A 19242-nucleotide genomic window follows, 5' to 3' on the forward strand; every position below is an offset into this window, starting at 1 on the left:
GGCGGCGGTTGATGCCGGGGAGATCACCGCAACACCGGGAGAACACCGGGGCTGCCTAGATTCGTGGGCAGTCAGTCCGGCTCTTGGAGAGGAGTGAACATGCCGTCTCAGACCGTGGAGCTGCCGAAGCTCGTGTCGGCCGCTAAGACCGCGCCCAGCATCACCTCCGACGCTCAGCACGAGCGCGCCTGGCCCCCGCCGTACCTCGCGCCCGCCGCGAAGTAACCGGGACCACCAGCGGGCCGGTCTCCCCCGGGAGGCCGGCCCGTTGCCGTGCCGTCGCTGTGCCTCTGTCGTGCCGCCGCCCCCTTTCCCCGTGAGGTGAACGTTGCCGCCCAGCTACCGTGAGATCGACCGCGTCCTCGGCTCCGACCCGCAGTTCGGCGCCGCCGAGGTGATCGAGGCCAGGAACATCGCCCGCTACCGCCTGGGTCTGACCCTGCTGAGCCGGCACCATCCGGAGTCGGCCGAGCGGTTCGGGTGGCTGGCCAAGGCGGACGACGCCGCGCTGCGGCCGTACCTGTACGACCCGGTGCTGCGGAACGCCTTCGAGAACGACCTGGTCAACCTGGAGCTTCAGCGGACCCAGCCGAGTGCCCTGGCCGAGTACCTGGCGTACGCCGGGACCGACCGCGGCGACGGGCTGGGACCCTGCGAGCGCCTGATGGAGCCGCACTACCGCCCCTGGCCGGGCCGGGGCCGGGCCTGGGTGTGGACCGACGTCCGCCCGAAGCAGGCCGCCCACCCGCTCGCGGCCCGGCTGGACGAGCTGCGCGAGGGCACCCTGGCCGAGATGCGGGCCACCCGGCGGGTCAGCCCCGACGCCGCGATGCTGGAGGGACTCACCCGGGGCGCGGAGCTGCTCGCCGAGCTGCTGCCGCACGCCGGTGCCGGGGTCTTCCCGCACATCTCGCTGATCGGCCTGGCCCAGGGCGAGACCGACGACGGCCAGCTGTACTCGCTGTCCGGCGGCGACCCGCTGCCCTCGGCGCTGCTGGTCGCGCCGGAGCACCTGGCCAAGCCCTGGAAGACCGCCGAGATCCTGTTCCACGAGGGCCTCCACCTCAAGCAGTTCGAGGTGCTGCGGACCGGTTCGCTGGTGGCCGACCCGGACCGGATGACCGACATTCCCTGGCGGGTGGTGCCCTGGGACCTGCGCCGGGTGATCGCCGCCTTCCACGTCTACGCGCACATGGTGCTGTTCTTCGCGGCGGCCGAGGAGGCCCCCGCCGAGCTGCGGGCGCGGTTCGGCGAGCCGCCGTCCGACGAGGACGTGGGCGTGCCCACCCCCGGCAGCCTCGCCGCCGCCGAGGGCGGCTACACCACCAGCAAGGAGCGGGCCGCCTTCCTCGGCCGGCAGGCCCTGCTGGCCCACGGCGACGCCCTCACCCCGGCCGGGCGGCGGTTCGTGCAGTGGATGCTGGACGCCATCGAGCCGCTGGCCCCCGGCACCCGGGTGGACGGCCCGGCCGCCGGCCCGGCCGCGGAGCCGGTGGCGGCGGCCCCGGTGCCGGAGCCGGACCCGCGCGGCTACCGCAAGGTGGAGCCGGTCGGGGTCTGCCCGCTGCCGGAGCTCGGCCAGTTGCTGGCCGTGGCCCCCGCGTCGCGGCGCTTCCACTGGCTGAACGAGCACGCCTGGCTGATCTACGCCCTGTGCGACGGGCGGGGCCTGGAGGAGATCCGGGCGAGCTACCGCGAGCAGCTCGGCGAGGACGGCCCGCTGGCCGCGGGCATCGCCGGCCTGGTGGAGGCGGGACTGGTGGAGCCGGTCGCCGGCTGAGACCGGGCGGCTCCTCAGGATGGGGCTGGTGTGAACGATGTGACGCACTGAAGTTCGAGTGCGTCGCATCGGGGTAGTTCTTGAACGGTGCATGCCCGGGGCGATCCCCCGGGCATGCACTCGTGCGCCCCACCGGTGGAGGAGACCCCCTGCATGCCCGTCACCAGTCTCGACCTGCTCGGCCCGCTCCGGCTCCGGAGCGCCGGCACCCCGGTCGCCGTCCCGGCCCCCAAGCACCGCGCCCTGCTGGCCATCCTGGCGATCAACGCCAACCGCCCGGTCGGGGTGGACCGGATCATCTCCGAGCTCTGGCAGGCGGACGAGCCCCAGTCGGCCCGCAAGACCCTCCAGGGCTACGTCTGGCGGCTGCGCGGCCTGATCGGCAAGAGCGCGCTGAGCACCACCGGCGACGGGTACGAGCTGCACAGCGCGGCGGACGCCATCGACGCCGTCCGCTTCCAGCGCCTCACCGACGCGGGCCGGACCGCCCTGCGGGCCGGGGACGCCGAGACCGCCGCCCGGCAGCTGCGGGAGGCCCTCGGACTCTGGCGCGGCCCGGCGCTGGCCGACGTGCCGGCCGCCCCGACCGTGTACGCCTACGCCAGCCGGCTGGAGGAGGGCCGGCTGACGGCCGCCGAATGGCTGGTGGACGCGGAACTCGGGCTCGGGCGGCACGCCGAGGTGGTTCCCGAGCTGCGGGAGCTGGTGGCCCGGCACCCCCTCCGGGAGGGGCTGCGGGCCCAGCTGATGCTGGCGCTGTTCCGCTGCGGGCGGCAGGCGGAGGCGCTGGCGCTCTTCGGCGAGCTGCGGGACCTGCTGGTCGAGGACCAGGGGCTGGACCCGGGCCGCGCGGTCACCGAACTGCACCGGCGGATGCTGGCGGGGGACCCGACCCTGCACCTCACGTAGCCGGGAGCAGGACAGGGGCGCGTGGAACTGCGCGGGACGGAAGGTACGACCGCCGTACCCTCCCGCCTGGCGCAGCTGCACGCGCCCCTCAGGAAGAACCAGGTGAGCCCGGTCTAGAAGTCGTCGTCGAAGCTGACCGAGCCCTCGACGGCGACCTGGTACGCGGAGACCCGGCGCTCGAAGAAGTTGGTCAGCTCCTGGACGTTCTGCAGCTCCATGAAGCCGAACGGGTTGGTGGAGCCGTACCGGATCGGCAGGCCGAGGCGGGCCAGGCGCTGGTCGGCCACGGCCTCCAGGTACTGGCGCATCGACTCGGTGTTCATGCCGGGCAGGCCCTCGCCGCACAGGTCGCGGGCGAACTGGAGCTCGGCCTCGACGGCCTCCTCCAGCATCTCGGTGACCTGCTTGGCCATCTCGTCGTCGAAGAGGTCCGGCTCCTCCTCGCGGACGGTGTCCACGACGGAGAACGCGAAGTCCATGTGCATGGACTCGTCGCGGAACACCCAGTTGGTGCCGGTGGCCAGGCCGTGCAGCAGGCCGCGGCTGCGGAACCAGTACACGTAGGCGAAGGCGCCGTAGAAGAACAGGCCCTCGACGCAGGCCGCGAAGCAGATCAGGTTCAGGAGGAACGCGCGGCGGTCCTCCTTGGTCTGCAGCGAGTCGATGTGGTCGACCGCGTTCATGTACGTGAAGCAGAACTGCGCCTTCTGGTGGATGGAGGGGATGTTCTCCACCGCCGCGAAGGCCGCCGCGCGGTCGTCCGGGTCGGGCAGGTAGGTGTCGAGCAGCGTCAGGTAGAACTGGACGTGCACGGCCTCCTCGAACAGCTGCCGGGAGAGGTAGAGCCGGGCCTCGGGCGAGTTGATGTGCTTGTAGAGGCTCAGCACCACGTTGTTGGCGACGATCGAGTCACCGGTGGCGAAGAAGGCGACCAGGCGGCCGATCATGTGCCGCTCGCCCTCGCTCAGCTTGGCGAGGTCGGCGACGTCGGAGTGCAGGTCCACCTCCTCCACGGTCCAGGTGTTCTTGATCGCGTCCCGGTACCGGTCGTAGAACGACGGGTAGCGCATCGGACGCAGCGTCAGCTCGAAACCGGGGTCGAGCAGCATCTTGCGGTCGTTGGTGCTCACTGGCAGGCCTCGCAGGACTCGGGGTTCTCCAGGGAGCAGGCGATCGCGTCCTGCTCCTCCTGGCTCATGGTCGGGGCGGGCACCGGCACCGCGGTGCGGGCGGCGCCGGAGGCCGCCTGGGCGATCCGGGTGGCCGGACGCGACCGCAGGTAGTAGGTGGTCTTCAGACCGACCTTCCAGGCGTACGCGTACATCGAGCTGAGCTTGCCGATGGTGGGCGCGGCCATGAAGAGGTTGAGCGACTGGCTCTGGTCCAGGTACGGCATGCGGGCCGCGGCCAGGTCGATCAGCGCGCGCTGCGGCAGCTCCCAGGCCGTGCGGTACAGCGAGCGGACCTCGGCGGGCAGCCAGTTGAGGTCCTGGACGGAGCCGTTGGTCTCGCGCAGCGCGTCCCGGGTCTGCTGGTCCCAGACGCCCAGCTCCTTGAGCTCGCGCACCAGGTACGGGTTGACCTGGAGGAACTCACCGGAGAGGGTTTCGCGCTTGAACAGGTTGGAGACCTGCGGCTCGATGCACTCGTACACGCCGGCGATGGAGGCGATGGTCGCGGTCGGCGCGATGGCCAGCAGCAGCGAGTTGCGCAGGCCGGTGGTGGCGAGCCGGGCGCGCAGGGCGTCCCAGCGCTCGGTCCACTGCGGCTGCGCGTCGAAGTGGTCGATGTGCAGCTGGCCGCGGGCGGCGCGGGTCTCGCCGTACGCCTCGTGGCGGCCGAACTGCTCGGCCAGGTCGGCGGAGCGCTCGTACGCGGTGAGCATGATGCGCTCGGCGATCAGGGTGGAGAGGGCCTTCGCCTCGGCGGAGTCGAAGTCGATCCGCAGCTGGAAGAAGACGTCCTGCAGACCCATCACGCCCAGGCCCACCGGGCGCCAGCGGGAGTTGGAGGTGCCCGCCTCGGTGGTCGGGTAGAAGTTGATGTCGATGACCCGGTCCAGGAAGGTCACGGCGGTGCGCACGGTGGCGTCCAGCCGCTCCCAGTCCATGGCGCCCAGCAGGTCGGCGGCGGTGGCGCCGGGGGCCACGTGGGCGCCCAGGTTGACCGAGCCGAGGTTGCAGACGGCGGTCTCCGAGTCGTCGGTGACCTCCAGGATCTCGGTGCAGAGGTTGGAGGAGTGCACCGTCCGGCCCGGCAGGGCGGTCTGGTTGGCGGCGCGGTTGGAGGCGTCCTTGAAGGTCATCCAGCCGTTGCCGGTCTGCGCCAGGGTGCGCATCATCCGGGCGTACAGGGTCTGCGCCGGGATGGTGCGGACGGCCTTGCCGGCGAGCTCGGCCTTGCGGTACGCCTCGTCGAAGTCGGCGCCCCACAGGTCGACCAGCTCGGGGACGTCGGCCGGGGAGAACAGCGACCAGTCCTCGTTGGCGTTGACCCGGCGCATGAACTCGTCCGGGATCCAGTGCGCCAGGTTGAGGTTGTGGGTCCGGCGGGCCTCCTCGCCGGTGTTGTCGCGGAGCTCCAGGAACTCCTCGATGTCGGCGTGCCAGGTCTCCAGGTAGACGCAGGCAGCGCCCTTGCGGCGGCCGCCCTGGTTGACGGCGGCGACCGAGGAGTCCAGGGTCCGCAGGAACGGCACGATGCCGTTGGACTTGCCGTTGGTGCCGCGGATCAGGCTGCCGCGCGAACGGATCCGGGAGTACGACAGGCCGATGCCGCCGGCGTGCTTGGACAGGCGGGCGATCTGGGCGTAGCGGTTGTAGATCGAGTCCAGGTTGTCCAGCGGGGAGTCCAGCAGGTAGCAGCTGGACATCTGCGGGTGCTTGGTACCGGAGTTGAACAGCGTCGGAGAGCTGGTCAGGTACTCCAGACGGCTCATCAGGCGGTACAGCTCGGCCACCTCGGCCACCGACTGCTCGGTGTCGCCGACCGCCAGGCCCGCGGCCACGCGGAGCAGGAAGTGCTGCGGGGTCTCGACCACCTTGCGGGTGATCGGGTGGCGCAGCAGGTAGCGGGACTGGACGGTGCGCAGGCCGAAGTACTCGAACCGGTCGTCACCCTCGGCGTCGATCAGGGCGTCGAAGGCGGCGGCGTGCTTGGCCACGAAGGCGGCCGTGGTGTCGCCGATCAGGCCCTCGGCGTGGCCGACGGCGATCGAGGCGGCGAAGGAGACGGCGCCCTGGGAGACGGCCTCGTCCCGGATCTCCAGCGCGAGCAGGCGGGCGGCCAGCTTCGAGTACTGGGGGTCCTCGGCGATCATCGACGCGGCGGCCTCCACGGCCAGCCCGCGGAGCTCGGCGAAGTCCGAGCCGGCGTGGCGGCCGCGCAGTGCGGCGGCGGCGACGTGGCCGGGGTCCACCTCGGGGAGGTCGGTGCTGCGGTCGGTGAGCAGCCGGAGCAGCGCAGCACCGGGGTCGGTCTGGGCTTCGGCGGCGGACCCCTGGGAGGGCAGGGTGACTGAGGCAGCGACGGTCAAGGCGCACTCTCTCCTGTGGCGGCAGCGGACGTGGTCGCCCGGGTCCGCGCGCGGCAGGGGAGGACGGCACGCCGAAACCGGTCCGAGCGCGCGTCGAGAGTCCCCCCGGCCCACCCGCGAGGCCCGGTCGGCAAAGCTGTGCTTCATGGCATCTGCGGGGAAGCCGTGTGGCACACCGTCGGCAGGTCCTCGGACTGTGCGGGCCAGGGTGCTCGAAGCCCGCTCACCGTTGCGGGGCAGTCCCGGACTCGCACCGGGTTCCCCTGCGTTCGACAGCGAGAGCGAGCATACATGTTGTGGGCGGGCTGGCGTTGCGGCCCCAGATGTAGTGCCGCGTGTCGTGGTCGCACGACTGCGGGGAGCCACGGCCCAGGCGGCTCAGAGCTCGATCGAGTAGACCATCAGGTCGATCCCGGGCCGCGGCGCCCAGTCGCGGGAGGGGGTGCGAACGAAGCCCAGCCGCTCGTAGATCCGGTGCGCCGCGGTCATCCCCGGACGGGTGGAGAAGGCCATCCCGGTCAGTCCGAGCTCGCGGCTGCGGGCCGTCGCCGCCCGCACCAGGGCCTCCCCGACGCCGCGGCCGCGGGCCGCCCGGCCGACCGCGAGCATCCGGATCTCCCCCTCGTGCGGCTCGGCGATGTCGGCCCATGCGCTGCCGCCGGCGGCGAAGGTCACGCAGCCGAGCACCCGGTCCCGGTCGGCCGGGTCGACCGCGACGAGGAGTTCGGCCTCCGCGGCCCGCCGGCGGGTGTCGCGGAGGTGGTGGACGTACTCGCCGTCCGGCGCGGTGTGGCCGTCCCCGACGAACGCCTCGACGGTGACGGCGCCCGCGGCGTCGAGATCTTCCTCACGGGCCCGGCGGATGACGATGTCCATGCCGCCAGTCTGCCGGGGCCGGCCGCCGCGGCGGCGGGCAGGGTGCCCCGGCGGTCGGGGGCGGCCGGGACGTGGTGCGGCGCGGGGGTGCCGTGCAGCCGGTTCGGCAGCGCGGGGTCGGCCGGATAGCCGCCCGGGCGGTGCCAGTTGTCCCGGCCGTGCCGGCCGGTGCGCTCCTGGTCCCGGCCGACCAGGGCGCCGATCAGGGTGAAGGTGCCGATGACGCCGATCAGGGCGAGTGCGGTGGTCATGGCTCCACTCTCCCGGCGCCGTCCGGGCCGGACGAGTGGCAGAGATGCCCTGTTCCATCGAAATCCTGCCAGGGCTGTGGCATGCTGGTCGGCATGCTGAAGAACGTGGTGGCCGTGGTGCTGGAGGAGGTCCACCCCTTCGAACTCGGGGTGGCCTGCGAGGTGTTCGGGCTGGACCGCAGCGAGGACGGCCTGCCCGCTTACGAGTTCGCACTGGCCGGCGACCGGCCCGGCCCGATGCGCACCCACGCCGGCTTCAGCGTGGACGTCCCGTACGGTCCCGAGCGCCTCGCCGAGGCCGACCTGATCGTCGCCACCGCCACCGGCCTGCGCGACGAGTACCCGGCCGAGCTGGTCGGGGCGATCCGGGCCGCCGTGGAGCGCGGCGCCCGGGCGCTGTCCATCTGCAGCGGCAGCTTCCTGCTCGGCGCCGCCGGACTGCTGGACGGCCGCCGCTCCACCACCCACTGGAAGCACGCCGCCGAGATGGCCCGCCGCTTCCCGCTCACCACCGTGGAGCCGGACGTGCTCTACGTGGACGACGACCCGGTGATCACCTCGGCCGGCACCGCCGCCGGGATCGACGCCTGCCTGCACCTGGTCCGCAAGGTCCAGGGCGCCGAGGTGGCCCGCGGCATCGCCCGGCGGATGGTGGTCGCCCCCCACCGCGAGGGCGGGCAGGCGCAGTTCGTCAACCGGCCGCTGCCCGAGTGCGAGGGGGACTCGCTCGCCGGGGTGCTCGACTGGATGCGGCACAACCTGGAGCAGGAGACCACCGTCGACCAGCTCGCCGCGCTGGCGCACATGTCCCCGCGCACCTTCGCCCGGCGGTTCCAGCAGGAGACCGGGACCACCCCGCACCGGTGGCTGACCGGGCAGCGGCTGCTGCACGCCCGGCGGCTGCTGGAGAGCACCGCCGAGCCGGTGGAGGCGGTGGCGGCCCGCTGCGGGTTCGGCAACGCGGCCACGCTCCGCCACCACTTCGGGCGGACCCTGGGGACGACGCCGCAGGCGTACCGGCGGGCGTTCGCGGGCAGCTGACCCGCCGCGCGAGCGCGCCGAGCGGCCGCGAGGGCGTGACGCCGTCGCGGGAACCGGCGGGGGCACCCGGGTTCAGTCCAGGTGGACCGTCTCGTTCCACAGGTCCGCCCGCAGCCGCCCGTCGCGGGCGTACCAGCGGCTGGTGGAGCAGTTGGCCACCGGCTCCAGCGCCAGCAGCTGCGCCTCGCTGAGCCGGTCCAGCACCGCCCGGAGCATCAGCACCGTGCAGTCGTGCGCCACCACCAGCACCGGCCGCCCGGCCTCCTCCTCGGAGAGGTCCCGCAGCAGGCTCCGCACCCGCAGCGCCACGTCCAGCCAGGACTCGCCGCCCGGCGGCCGGTAGTACAGCTCGCCCATCTTCCGCCGGCGGGCCGCCTCGGCGGGGTGCTCCTTCTCGATGGCGGCCTTGGTGAGCATCTCCAGCACGCCGAGTTCTCTGTCCCGCAGCCGCTCGTCGTAGCGGACCGGCAGGCCGACCGGGACCGCGCCGAGGCCGGAGGCCTGGGCGAGCGCGATCCGGGCGGTCTCCGCGGTACGCACGTACGGGGAGCACCAGACCGAGCGGGGCCGGCCGGCCGGGGGCAGGGCGGCCCACCAGCGGCCGAGCGCCTGGGCCTGGGCCTGGCCGTGCATGGAGAGCGGGATGTCCGCGTCCCGGCTGGTGATCGGGACGCTCAGCGCGCCGGTCGCGTCCGCGTGCCGGAACTCGACGTTGGCCACCGACTCGCCGTGCCGGGTGGCGATCAGGACGGAGGGCAGCGCCGAGCCCCCTGTGAGGTCGGTGCGGTGGCCGTTCAGTATGGTCCCGGTCTCTGCCATGGCGGTGTCTCCCCGTGTGATCCGATCGCTGCCACGGCGGGCCACAGCAGCCGATCGCGCCGTCCCCTCCAGTGTTGACGGAAGGGACGGCGCGATCACAGGGCGCATGACGCGGTGTCGCGCGCGCCCCCGACGACTCAGTGCGCTGCGGCGGGCTCCGGAGCCTCCTTCAGCGCCTCGTCCCCGGCGTCCGCGGTGTAGTCCGCCCGGGTGGTCTCGTCGACGCCCTCGGGGGCCTTGGCGGCCCGCAGGACCAGGGTCAGCACCACCGCCACCGCCAGGTTCAGCACGAAGGCGGTCAGGCCGATGTAGCCGATCTCGCCGATCACCGGGATCTGGGTCGAGTTGGCGCCGAAGTGGTGGATCTTCGGGTTGGCCGGGTTCCCGGTGGCGTACGCCGTCCAGGTGCCGTAGGCCATGCCCACCGCCCAGCCCGCCAGCAGCGCCCAGCGGTGGAACCAGCGGGTGAACAGGCCGCCCACGATCGCCACGAAGGTCTGCAGCATCCAGACGCCGCCGAGCAGCTGGAAGTTGATCGCCACGGTCTTGTCCATCGCCAGCACGAACACCAGCGCGCCCACCTTCACCAGCAGCGAGGTGAGCTTGGCGACCCGGGTCTCGTCCGCCGGGGTGGCGTCCGGCTTCACGAACTCCTTGTAGACGTTCCGGGTGAACAGGTTGGCCGCCGCGATCGACATGATCGCCGCCGGGACCAGCGCGCCGATCCCGATCGCCGCGAAGGCCACGCCGGTGAACCAGTCCGGGAACATGTCCTCGAACAGCTGCGGCACCGAGAGCTGCGCGTTGTAGCCCTTGACCCCCTTGCCGACCCCGGCCGCGATGGCCATGAACCCGAGCAGCGCCAGCAGGCCCAGCATCAGCGAGTACGCCGGCATGATCGCCATGTTCCGGCGGACCGTGTTGCGGGACTTGGACGCCAGCACCCCGGTGACCGAGTGCGGGTACATGAACAGCGCCATCGCCGAGCCCAGCGCCAGCGTCGCGTACGCCCACTGCGCCGACGGCCCGGTCACCAGCGCACCGGAGGCCTTGCCGGTGGCCGGGTTCAGCGTGCTGAACTTCTGCGCCGCGGAGTCGAAGATGTGCCCGTACCCGCCCAGTCGCATCGGGATGTAGATCACCGCGACGATGATCACGATGTAGATCAGGGCGTCCTTGACGAAGGCGATCAGCGCCGGCGCCCGCAGGCCCGCCGAGTAGGTGTACGCCGCCAGCACGCCGAAGGCCAGGAACAGCGGCAGGTCCTTGACGAACCAGTTGGTGGTCTCGCCGCCGCCCACGCCCAGCACGTCCAGCACCGCCTGGATGCCGACCAGCTGCAGCGCGATGTACGGCATGGTGGCCAGGATGCCGGTCAGCGCCACCACCAGGGACAGCGACTTCGAGCCGTACCGGCCGCGCACGAAGTCGGCCGGGGTGACGTACCCGTGCACCCGGGAGACCGACCACAGCCGGGGCAGGAACAGGAAGACCAGCGGATACGCGATGATCGTGTACGGCACCGCGAAGAAGCCCGCCGCGCCCGCTGCGTAGATCGCCGCCGGCACCGCCACGAAGGTGTACGCGGTGTACAGGTCGCCGCCCAGCAGGAACCAGGTGATCCAGGTGCCGAAGCTCCGGCCGCCCAGCCCCCACTCGTCCAGGTGCAGCGCGTTCTCCGCGCGGCGCCAGCGGGAGGCCAGGAAGCCCATCACCGACACCAGGACGAAGAACAGGAGGAAGACGGTGAGCGCGACCCAGTTGACGTCCGTCATGCCGGCTCACCCCCGCGGGCTGCCCGACGGGCCCTCTCGTCGCGGTTGATCAGGACGTAGGCACCGAGGGTGAACACGGCCGAGACCGGCACCCAGAGCAACTGGTACCAGTAGAAGAACGGCATCCCGCCGATCTCCGGGTCCGCCTTGCTGTAGGACGAGACCCAGAGCATCGCGACGATCGGCACGGCCAGGCACAGGCCGGCCAGCACCCGCGCGGGCGTGACGACGGGCAGCTGCCCGTCCGGTGGCGTTTCTGACGACATGTAAGCGGCTCCGGCTGAAGTGGATTCACCTCGGCGACGCCGCAGCGCACATGACCGTACGCCCGCCGAGCAGCACCCGTGGTGATCGGAAGTCAGCCGGAATTTAGAGCACGAAGTGACATGTGTCACTACATACGGCCGAACTTTCCGTATTCCGGACCACGAGCGCTGCCCGATCGAACCTATTCCGGCCGCTTCAGGCGGGTGATGAACTTGTACCGGTCGCCGCGGTAGATCGATCGCACCCACTCCACGGGGGCGCCCTCGGCGTCGAAGGAGTGCCGGGAGAGCTGGAGCATCGGCAGGCCCAGGTCCGAGCCGAGCAGGCCCGCCTCCCGCGGGTTCGCCAGGGTGGTCTCGATGGTCTCCTCGGCCTCGGCCACGGTGACCCCGTACACCTCGCGCAGCGCCGCGTACAGCGAGTTGTGCTTGGCGAGGTTGCGCCGCAGCGCCGGGAAGCGCTTGGCGGACAGGTGCGCCACCTCGATCGCCATCGGGTCGCCGTTGGCCAGCCGCAGGCGCTCGATCCGCAGCACCCGGCCGCCGGGCTTGATGTCCAGCAGGGGGGCCAGCCGGTCGTCCGCGGCGATGTACCCGATCTCGATCAGCCGGGAGGTCGGCTCCAGGCCCTGCGCCCGCATGTCCTCGGTGTACGAGGTCAGTTGCAGCGCCTGGGCCACCTTGGGCTTGGCCACGAAGGTGCCCTTGCCCTGGATCCGCTCCAGTCGGCCCTCGACCACCAGCTCCTGCAGCGCCTGGCGCACGGTGGTGCGCGAGGTGTCGAACTGCGCGGCCAGCGCCCGCTCCGGCGGCACGGGCGTGCCGGCCGGCTGGGTCTCGGTGAGCTGCAGCAGGTGGCGCTTGAGCCCGTAGTACTTGGGCACCCGGGCCGACGCGGCGGCGGGGCCCGACTGGGCAGGAACCGCGGAGCCCTCCACCAGGCCGCCCGCCGCCGTCGTATCCCTGTCGCCGCTCATGGCCGCTCTCACTCCTCGCACCGCCGCCGTCACCGGCTCCTCCGTCTATGTAACAGCACATGGTTGCACGCGCGGGCAGGTGAATGTGAGTCCCGCGGGCAACCGCCCCGATCAGTGACTCCGGGCCGCCGGAACGGCCAGCCCGGCCAGCGCCTCGGCGGCCGCGATCCCGCAGACCCGGGCCCCGCCGTGGGTGGCCAGCACGGTCGTCCCGCGGTCGGCGAAGACCTCGGCCACGCCGTGCGCGGTACCGATCTCCACCACCACGGCGTCCGGCCGGGCCGCGGTCAGCGCCAGCGCGGCCCGCCGCATCCAGCCGTGCCGGTGCACGTCGCGGACCACCACCACCAGCGGGCGGCCCACCGCCGCGCCCAGCAGCGGCGCGGTGTCCACCTCGGCGCCCTCGGCGGCCACCGCCACGTGCAGCAGCCCGGAACCCTCCAGCCGGGTCGCCGGGGCACCGACCCGGGCCCGGGTGGTGCCCGGGACCAGCTCGGCCAGCGGTCCGGCCACGCCCCAGGGGGTCTCGTCGCCGACCGCGATGTTCGCGCCGGGGGAGAACTCCACCACGTGCGGCACCCCGCGCAGCGGGCGCAGCTCGCCGTGCACCCGCAGCGCCCGGCGGGCCGCGGCCAGCCCGATGCCGACCTCGCCGTGGGTGCCGACCTGGGCCTCGCGCACCGCCGCCGACCAGCGGGCCACCGCCCGGTTGCGCTCGGCCGCCTCGTGCAGCCGCTCGGCGGGCAGCCGGCCCTCGCGGACCGCCCAGACCAGCGCGTCCCGCAGGTACAGGAAGGCCGCCTCGTCCTGCAGCCCGCCGCCCACGCAGATGGTGTCGGCACCGGCCGCGATCGCCTTCACCGCGCCGGCCGCGACCCCGTGGGTGCCGGAGATGGCTCCCATCTCGATGCCGTCGGTGACGATCAGGCCCTGGAAGCCCAGCTCCTCGCGGAGCAGACCGGTGAGGATCTCCCGGGACATCGTCGCCGGCAGGTGCGGGTCGTACGCGGGGAAGAGGATGTGCGCGGTCATGATGCTCTTCACGCCGGCCGCGATGGCCGCCCGGAAGGGCAGCAGGTGCTCCTGGAACTGCTCCGGGGTGAGGTCGATCCGGGGCAGCCCGAGGTGCGAGTCGCCGGCCGTGTCGCCGTGCCCGGGGAAGTGCTTGGCACAGGCCGCCACCCCCGCGGACTGCAGGCCGCGGACGTACGCCGCGGTGTGCCGGGCGGCCAGCTCGCCGTCGCCGCCGAAGGAGCGGACGCCGATCACCGGGTTGTCCGGGTTGGAGTTCACGTCCGCGTCCGGGGCGTAGTCCAGGTTGACGCCCACGCTGGACAGGTCGAAGCCGATCGACCGGGCCACCCGCTCGGTGAGGTCGGTGTCGTCCACCGCGCCGAGTGCGAGGTTGCCGGGGTACGAGGAGCCGCTGGCCACCTCCAGCCGGGTGACGTCCCCGCCCTCCTCGTCGGTGGCGACCAGCAGGTCCCCGTTGAGCGCGTAGAGCTCCGCGGTCAGCCGGGCGACCTGCTGCGGGGTACGGATGTTGCGGCCGAACAGGGCCACCCCGCCGAGCTCGCCGGAGCCGAGTCTGCGGCGCAGCCAGTCGGGCGCGGTCAGGCCGGTGAAGCCCGGCTGCAGGACCGCTCCGGCGTCGCCGATGAGTTCGACGCTTTCCGTACCGGGAATCGCCATGGTTCCTTCCCTGGGGGTGGGGTGCTGGGGGTGCCGTCGGTGGGGAGGGGCGGGTCAGCCCTTGACCGCACCGGCGGTGAGACCCGCCGACACCTTCTTCTGGAAGATCACGAACAGCAGGATCACGGGCAGTGAGACCAGCAGGGCGCCGGCCATCTGCGCGCCGTAGTCGGCGCCGCGGGTGGGGGTGGTGGAGTAGAACGTCAGCCAGATCATCGAGGTCTGCTTGCCGCCGCTGCTGAGCAGCGTGTTGGCCACGATGAACTCGTTCCAGGCCTGGATCCAGCTGTACACGCCGGTGGTGACCAGGCCGGGCAGGGTCAGCGGGAGGACGATCCGGAAGAACGCGCCCCACTTGGTGCAGCCGTCGACCATCGCCGCCTCGTCCAGCTCGGCCGGGATGTTGACGATGAACGAGCGCAGCGTCCACACCACGTACGGGATGGTGAACACCAGGTAGGCCAGCACCACGCCGAGGAGCGCACCGGTCAGGCCGGCGCCGTTCATCACCACGTACAGCGGGATGATGATCGCCAGCAGCGGCACCATCTGGACGATCAGCATGGTGACGATGAAGAAGTTCCGGCCGCGGAACTCGAACCGGGCGACCGCGACCGCGGCCAGGAAGCCGACCACCAGGCCCAGCAGCACCGAGCCCACCGTGATCAGCACGGTGTTCTGCAGCGCCGGGATGAAGGCCTTGTCGTCGAAGATTGTCGTGAAGCTCTCGAACGAGAACGAGCTGGGCCAGAACGTCGGGTCCTTGGCGATCAGGTCCTTGTTCGTCTTGAACGTGGTGATGACCATCCAGTAGATCGGGAAGCCCATCACCGCGGCGAAGCCGAGGGCGACGGTGTTCCAGACCGCGGTCATCACCGGGCTGCGGCCGGCCTCGCGGGTCTTGCGGGCCCGGCGGGGGGCCTTCGCGGGGGCCGTGGCGGCGGGCTGGGCCGGGGCGGCCTTGATGTCGGTGGCGGCCATCAGTCCTGGGCTCCGATCTTGACGACCTGGCGGATGTAGAAGACCAGCACCGCCAGCATCAGCAGGATCATCGCGATGGAGATCACCGCGCTGCTGCTGTAGTGCGAGCTGACCACGCCCTTCTGGTACAGGTAGGTGCCGATGGTCCAGTACTCCGGCTCGGGCGAGGTGTTGCGCAGCGCGTAGATCTGCGCGAAGACCTGGAAGTCCCAGATGAAGCTGAGCGAGGCGGAGAGGGTCAGGAACGGCTTGATCACCGGCACGGTCACGTGCCGGAAGGTCTGCAGGGCGTTGGCGCCGTCCAGCCGGGCGGCCTCGACCAGCTCCTTGGGCACCTGGGTGAGGGCGGCGTTCAGGCCCAGCACCAGGAAGGGCAGCGCGCCCCAGACGATCACCGCGGCGCCGACCACGTAGAGGCCGACGGTGGGGTCGGCGAACCAGTCGTAGTGCTTGACCGACTCGCTGCCGGTGACCAGGTGGAGCACGTAGTCGGCGATGCCGCCGGTGCTGGCGAAGATCCAGCGGAAGACGGTGCCGGTGACCAGCGCCGGGATCGCCCAGACGAACATCAGCACGGTGACCACGGTGATCTTCACCCAGGTGGAGACCCGGTTGAGCAGCAGGGCGAAGAGCATGCCGAGCACCATCGAGAGGGTGACCAGCTCCACGGTGAACAGGAAGCTGCGCAGCACCACCTCCCAGAACTGGCCGTCGGAGAGGACCTTGGTGTAGCCCTCGAAGCCGAGGTACTCGGCCAGCGACGGGTTGACCAGCACCGCGTACCGGTTGACGTTCTGGAACGACAGGTCGAAGAGCTCGAAGAGCGGGTACCCCATGACCGCGACCAGCGCGGCGGCCGCCGGGAGGATCATCACGTACGGGATGTAGTGGCCGCCGGCCACGAAGCCCCGGCGCCCGCGCGGGGCTTCGGGGGCGGCCGGCTCGACGGTGGCCGGCGCGTCATTGGTTGTCACACTCATCTGGGTCCTTCCCCGGGGCCCGCGGAACTGGTCGGTGCCTGGGCGCGCGGGTGGGCAGTCCGCGGTCTCGCGAACTGCCCACCCCCTTGCGCTCGGTGCTGGACGGGCCCGGTCGTGCCCGGGCCCGCGGTCAGCGGGTTCAGCCGTTCAGGTCCTTGACGATGGTGTCCTGGACCTTCTTCAGCTCGGCGGCCGCGTCGCCGCCGGCGGCGATGGCGCCGAAGGCGGTCTTCAGCGCGGTCTCGTCGGCACCCGACCACAGCGGGGAGTTCGGGATGAACCAGGTCGCGCCCTCGGCGGCGTCACCGGCGGCCTTGTTGGCCGGCGCGGCGGCCTTGTAGGCGGCGACCAGGCTCTTGTTGTTCGGGATGGCGAACTTGGCGAGCTCGGTCTGCTGCTTGGTGTTGGTGTAGATCTGCAGGAAGGTCGCGCCCAGGCCCGGGTTGGCGGCCTTGGCCGGGACGGCCAGGTCCGAGCCGCCGAGGAAGGCCGGGGTCGGGGTGCCGGCGGCGGTGCCCGGGAGGGCGATGGTGGCCAGCTTGTCCTTCAGGCCCGGGTCGCCGGTCTTGGCGTCGGTGACCGAGCCGACCTCCCAGCCGGCGCCCACGATGGCGGCGATGTTGCCCTTGGCCATCAGCGCGTCCTGGGTGGCCTCGTCGACGGTGGTGCCGCCGGTCGAGTACTCCTTCTGCAGGTCGTTCCAGACCTTGACGCCCTCGACGAACTTCGGGTCGGTCAGGGTGCCGGCCCACTTGTCGCCGTCCTTCTTGGCGATCAGGTTCTTGACGCCGAAGGAGCCGGCGCCGAAGGAGGCGGCGGTGTACCAGTTCTGGCCCGGCAGGTAGAGGGCGGAGAAGCCCGGGGTGCCGGCGTTGGCGGCCTTGACCTTCGCCAGGGCGGCCTTCAGCTCGTCCACGGTGGTCGGGGCCTGGGTGACACCGGCGGCCTCGAAGAGGTCCTTGCGGTAGATCAGGACGCGGGCGCCGGCGTAGTAGGGGACGGCGTAGGTCTTGCCGCCGTCGGCGGACTGGCCGGAGGCGGCCAGCGAGTCCAGCCACTTGTCCGAGTTGTCGAACTGGCCCTTCACGCCCGTGAGGTCGAGGAAGGAACCGGCGTCGATGTACTTGGCGGTCTGGGTGTTGCCCAGCTCCAGCGCGTCGGGGGCGTTGCCGGAGAGCAGCGCGGTGTCCAGCTTGGTGGTGTAGTTGGTCCAGGTCTGCCACTCGATCTTCAGGGTGGCGCCGGTCTCCTCCTCGAACTGCTTCTTGGCGGCGTCGACGACGGACGGCCAGCCCTTCTGCGCGTCGTCCATCAGCCAGACGGTGACGGTCTTGCCCTTGCCGTCCTTGCTCAGCGTGGCCTGCTTGCTGTCGCCGGAGGAGCCGGACGAGGAGCAGGCCGAGGCGACGAGCACGGTGGCAATGGCGGCCACAGCTGCGATCTTGCGGTTCAAACCATCCTCCAGAGGGATGAGCAAGGTGTGGCACCGTGCTGCCCGGCCGTGGGCCGTGGGCGTCGTTGTGCCGGGTGGGGGATCAGCGGAGTAGACCATTGGTTTAGACCAACGCCGTGAGATTGGCATGGACCAATGAAGGGCGTCAAGGGTTCGAAGTGGGGCTGCACAAGCCGTTATCAACGCTTGACGAGTCCGTGCTTGGACTGGACCAAGTCTGCCTTTCGTCACCCTCCGCAACCTCAAGAGAGCCTTAAGTGGATCTGAAGCGGCTTTTGGGCGGAATTCTTGACGTGCCTCCGCCAGGGTGGACAACAGGTCTGCAACGGTGGGGACTTGTGAACTCGGTGTGCGTTGACGGTGCTAATGGTCTAGGCCAGGATCCAGGGAATCTGGTCTGTACCACTCCGCAGACCGCGGACCCCCGGAGGATTGCGTGAAGCGTCGATTCCTGGCCGGACTCAGTGCCGCCGCCCTGCTCACCACCCTCGCGGGCTGCGGAACCGGCACGTCCGGCGGCACGGCCGGCGGGGGCGCGAGCTCCCTCGACCCGAAGAACGCCTCCGGCACCCTCACGGTCTGGCTGATGAACGACGCCCAGACCAGCTGGCCGGAGCTGGTGCAGCAGGTCAACGAGGAGTTCGCGGCGAAGTACCCGAAGGTCGACCTCAGACTCAGCTACCAGACCTGGACGGAGAAGCTCGGCAGGCTGGACGCCGCCCTGGCCGAGAACAACCCGCCCGACGTGGTCGAGCTCGGCAACACCGAGCCGATGAAGTACATCCTCAACGGCTCCCTCGCCCCGGTGGACCGGACCGTGTTCGACAACTCCGACGCCTGGATCAAGGGTCTGGTCAACACCTGCTCCTACCAGGACAAGCTCTACTGCGTCCCCTACTACGCGGGCGCCCGGGTCGGCATCTACAACGCGAGGATGTTCCAGGAGGCCACCGGCAGCGCCGAGTTCCCCGCCACCGAGGACGACCTGATGGCCGCCCTGGACAAGCTGGCCGCCAAGAACAAGGGGACGGCCGGCTACTCCGCGCTCTACCTGCCGGGTCCGTACTGGTACGCCGCGATGTCCTACGTCGCCGCGTTCGGCGGGTCCATCGCCCGCTTCGACGAGAGCGGCCGCTGGCACGGCACCCTCAGCGACCCCAAGTCGCAGCAGGGCCTCCAGCACTTCGTCGACCTGGTGCGGAAGTACAACAAGGGCGACTGGAAGGTGAACGAGCTGGGCCAGGCCAGCGTCCTCGGCCGCGGCAGGGCCGGCCTGATGTACGGCAACTCCTGGGAGGTCGCCACCGCCCTCGCTCCGCTGAGCGGCGACCCCAAGCTGAAGGACTCCATCAGGCTGGCGAGCATGCCCGGCCCGAACGGCAAGCCGCTGCCCACCTTCATCGGCGGCTCCGACCTCGGCGTCACCGCCAAGTCGAAGAACCAGGCCCTGGCCGTGGAGTGGATCCGGATGTTCACCAGCACCAGGTCGCAGCAGGTGCTGGCGGACAAGGACACCCTCCCCAACAACCTGACCCAGCTCGCCCCGTTGAGGAGCAAGCCCGCCACCGCGGCGGCCGCCAACGCCGTCCCGGACGCCTGGTTCACCCCGCTGGCCCCCGGCTGGGGCGCGATCGAGAAGCAGAACGTCCTGGTGACCATGCTGGGCGACATCCTCAAGGGCACCTCCGTGGCCGAGGCCGCCAAGGAGGCCGACGCCCGGATCGACCAGCTGATCAACGACCCGTCCTGACCCCGGCGCGGGCGCCCGGAGTGTGCTCCGGGTGCCCGCCCACGTACTATCGGCCTGGGCGCCGCTGGCGCCCGCAGCGAGTGTGCGGACTCGCCGCCGTAGAGGTCCCCGCCGGGCAGCCGCCCGTGGGGGTAGTTCCATCTCATCGGAGGCACAT

Annotated in this window: 16 protein-coding genes and 1 riboswitch; of the genes, 5 read left to right on the top strand and 11 right to left on the bottom strand. The window is 71.5% G+C overall.

The window, feature by feature from the left end; translation table 11 throughout:
* The first annotated feature begins 99 nt into the window (after positions 1–99).
* From ABWK59_RS21645 to ABWK59_RS21655, 3 genes are all read left to right on the top strand, one after another.
* The gene (locus ABWK59_RS21645; protein WP_354642265.1) at positions 100–225 is read left to right on the top strand and encodes a hypothetical protein; all 126 of its coding nucleotides are present in this window, start codon (positions 100–102) and stop codon (positions 223–225) included.
* A gap of 103 nt (positions 226–328) precedes the next feature.
* Positions 329–1780: an aKG-HExxH-type peptide beta-hydroxylase gene (locus ABWK59_RS21650; protein ID WP_354642266.1), complete on the top strand. Its 1452-nt coding sequence runs from the start codon at positions 329–331 to the stop codon at positions 1778–1780.
* 153 nt (positions 1781–1933) lie between these two features.
* Positions 1934–2689 carry an AfsR/SARP family transcriptional regulator gene (locus tag ABWK59_RS21655; protein WP_354642267.1) on the top strand — a complete coding sequence of 252 codons (756 nt, stop codon included), beginning with the start codon at positions 1934–1936 and terminating at the stop codon, positions 2687–2689.
* Between the two features lie 113 nt (positions 2690–2802).
* Here the strand turns inward: ABWK59_RS21655 and ABWK59_RS21660 are convergent, their stop codons facing one another.
* The 3 genes from ABWK59_RS21660 to ABWK59_RS21670 form a co-directional block, all read right to left on the bottom strand.
* Positions 2803–3798, bottom strand: a complete 996-nt coding sequence (locus ABWK59_RS21660; protein WP_354645051.1) for a ribonucleotide-diphosphate reductase subunit beta — start codon at positions 3796–3798, stop codon at positions 2803–2805.
* Between the two features lie 17 nt (positions 3799–3815).
* A complete protein-coding gene (locus ABWK59_RS21665) occupies positions 3816–6200 on the bottom strand; it encodes a ribonucleoside-diphosphate reductase subunit alpha (RefSeq protein ID WP_354645052.1) in 2385 nt (794 codons plus the stop codon).
* Between the two features lie 186 nt (positions 6201–6386).
* Positions 6387–6530, bottom strand: a riboswitch (cobalamin riboswitch).
* Between the two features lie 72 nt (positions 6531–6602).
* Positions 6603–7100, bottom strand: a complete 498-nt coding sequence (locus ABWK59_RS21670) for a GNAT family N-acetyltransferase (protein ID WP_354642268.1) — start codon at positions 7098–7100, stop codon at positions 6603–6605.
* A gap of 344 nt (positions 7101–7444) precedes the next feature.
* Here ABWK59_RS21670 and ABWK59_RS21675 point away from each other — a divergent pair, with 344 nt between their 5' ends.
* Positions 7445–8392, top strand: coding sequence for a helix-turn-helix domain-containing protein (locus tag ABWK59_RS21675; protein ID WP_354642269.1), 948 nt, complete (start codon positions 7445–7447; stop codon positions 8390–8392).
* 72 nt (positions 8393–8464) lie between these two features.
* Here ABWK59_RS21675 and ABWK59_RS21680 read toward each other — a convergent pair whose 3' ends face one another.
* The 8 genes from ABWK59_RS21680 to ABWK59_RS21715 all read right to left on the bottom strand — a co-directional run bounded on the left by ABWK59_RS21680 (position 8465) and on the right by ABWK59_RS21715 (position 17314).
* A complete protein-coding gene (locus ABWK59_RS21680; RefSeq protein WP_354642270.1) occupies positions 8465–9211 on the bottom strand; it encodes a histidine phosphatase family protein in 747 nt (248 codons plus the stop codon).
* A gap of 137 nt (positions 9212–9348) precedes the next feature.
* Entirely contained in the window at positions 9349–10986 is a 1638-nt protein-coding gene (gene mctP, locus ABWK59_RS21685; RefSeq protein WP_354642271.1) for a monocarboxylate uptake permease MctP, read from the bottom strand.
* Entirely contained in the window at positions 10983–11252 is a 270-nt protein-coding gene (locus tag ABWK59_RS21690; protein ID WP_354642272.1) for a DUF3311 domain-containing protein, read from the bottom strand. Before ABWK59_RS21690 ends, mctP begins: the two co-directional genes overlap by 4 nt.
* A gap of 182 nt (positions 11253–11434) precedes the next feature.
* The gene (locus tag ABWK59_RS21695; protein ID WP_354642273.1) at positions 11435–12229 is read right to left on the bottom strand and encodes a GntR family transcriptional regulator; all 795 of its coding nucleotides are present in this window, start codon (positions 12227–12229) and stop codon (positions 11435–11437) included.
* A gap of 111 nt (positions 12230–12340) precedes the next feature.
* Positions 12341–13921, bottom strand: coding sequence for a glycoside hydrolase family 3 protein (locus tag ABWK59_RS21700; RefSeq protein ID WP_354642274.1), 1581 nt, complete (start codon positions 13919–13921; stop codon positions 12341–12343).
* A gap of 54 nt (positions 13922–13975) precedes the next feature.
* Entirely contained in the window at positions 13976–14902 is a 927-nt protein-coding gene (locus ABWK59_RS21705; RefSeq protein ID WP_354642275.1) for a carbohydrate ABC transporter permease, read from the bottom strand.
* Positions 14902–15882 carry a carbohydrate ABC transporter permease gene (locus ABWK59_RS21710; RefSeq protein ID WP_420492825.1) on the bottom strand — a complete coding sequence of 327 codons (981 nt, stop codon included), beginning with the start codon at positions 15880–15882 and terminating at the stop codon, positions 14902–14904. The genes ABWK59_RS21705 and ABWK59_RS21710 overlap by 1 nt, the downstream gene beginning before the upstream one ends.
* Before the next feature lie 139 nt (positions 15883–16021).
* Positions 16022–17314 carry an extracellular solute-binding protein gene (locus ABWK59_RS21715; protein WP_354642277.1) on the bottom strand — a complete coding sequence of 431 codons (1293 nt, stop codon included), beginning with the start codon at positions 17312–17314 and terminating at the stop codon, positions 16022–16024.
* Between the two features lie 457 nt (positions 17315–17771).
* Here ABWK59_RS21715 and ABWK59_RS21720 point away from each other — a divergent pair, with 457 nt between their 5' ends.
* On the top strand, positions 17772–19085 hold the full coding sequence (locus ABWK59_RS21720; protein WP_354642278.1) for an extracellular solute-binding protein: 1314 nt from the start codon (positions 17772–17774) through the stop codon (positions 19083–19085).
* The last annotated feature ends 157 nt before the right edge of the window (positions 19086–19242 follow it).

Source organism: Kitasatospora sp. HUAS MG31 (genome assembly GCF_040571325.1).
Classification (GTDB): Bacteria; Actinomycetota; Actinomycetes; order Streptomycetales; family Streptomycetaceae; genus Kitasatospora; species Kitasatospora camelliae.

Coding starts and splice junctions, on each gene's coding strand:
- mctP (WP_354642271.1), bottom strand. CDS start 10,986: ATGACGGACGTCAACTGGGTCGCGCTCACCGTCTTCCTCCTGTTCTTC.
- ABWK59_RS21670 (WP_354642268.1), bottom strand. CDS start 7,100: ATGGACATCGTCATCCGCCGGGCCCGTGAGGAAGATCTCGACGCCGCG.
- ABWK59_RS21710 (WP_420492825.1), bottom strand. CDS start 15,882: ATGAGTGTGACAACCAATGACGCGCCGGCCACCGTCGAGCCGGCCGCC.
- ABWK59_RS21655 (WP_354642267.1), top strand. CDS start 1,934: ATGCCCGTCACCAGTCTCGACCTGCTCGGCCCGCTCCGGCTCCGGAGC.
- ABWK59_RS21705 (WP_354642275.1), bottom strand. CDS start 14,902: ATGGCCGCCACCGACATCAAGGCCGCCCCGGCCCAGCCCGCCGCCACG.
- ABWK59_RS21690 (WP_354642272.1), bottom strand. CDS start 11,252: ATGTCGTCAGAAACGCCACCGGACGGGCAGCTGCCCGTCGTCACGCCC.
- ABWK59_RS21660 (WP_354645051.1), bottom strand. CDS start 3,798: ATGCTGCTCGACCCCGGTTTCGAGCTGACGCTGCGTCCGATGCGCTAC.
- ABWK59_RS21675 (WP_354642269.1), top strand. CDS start 7,445: ATGCTGAAGAACGTGGTGGCCGTGGTGCTGGAGGAGGTCCACCCCTTC.
- ABWK59_RS21680 (WP_354642270.1), bottom strand. CDS start 9,211: ATGGCAGAGACCGGGACCATACTGAACGGCCACCGCACCGACCTCACA.
- ABWK59_RS21695 (WP_354642273.1), bottom strand. CDS start 12,229: ATGAGCGGCGACAGGGATACGACGGCGGCGGGCGGCCTGGTGGAGGGC.
- ABWK59_RS21700 (WP_354642274.1), bottom strand. CDS start 13,921: ATGGCGATTCCCGGTACGGAAAGCGTCGAACTCATCGGCGACGCCGGA.
- ABWK59_RS21645 (WP_354642265.1), top strand. CDS start 100: ATGCCGTCTCAGACCGTGGAGCTGCCGAAGCTCGTGTCGGCCGCTAAG.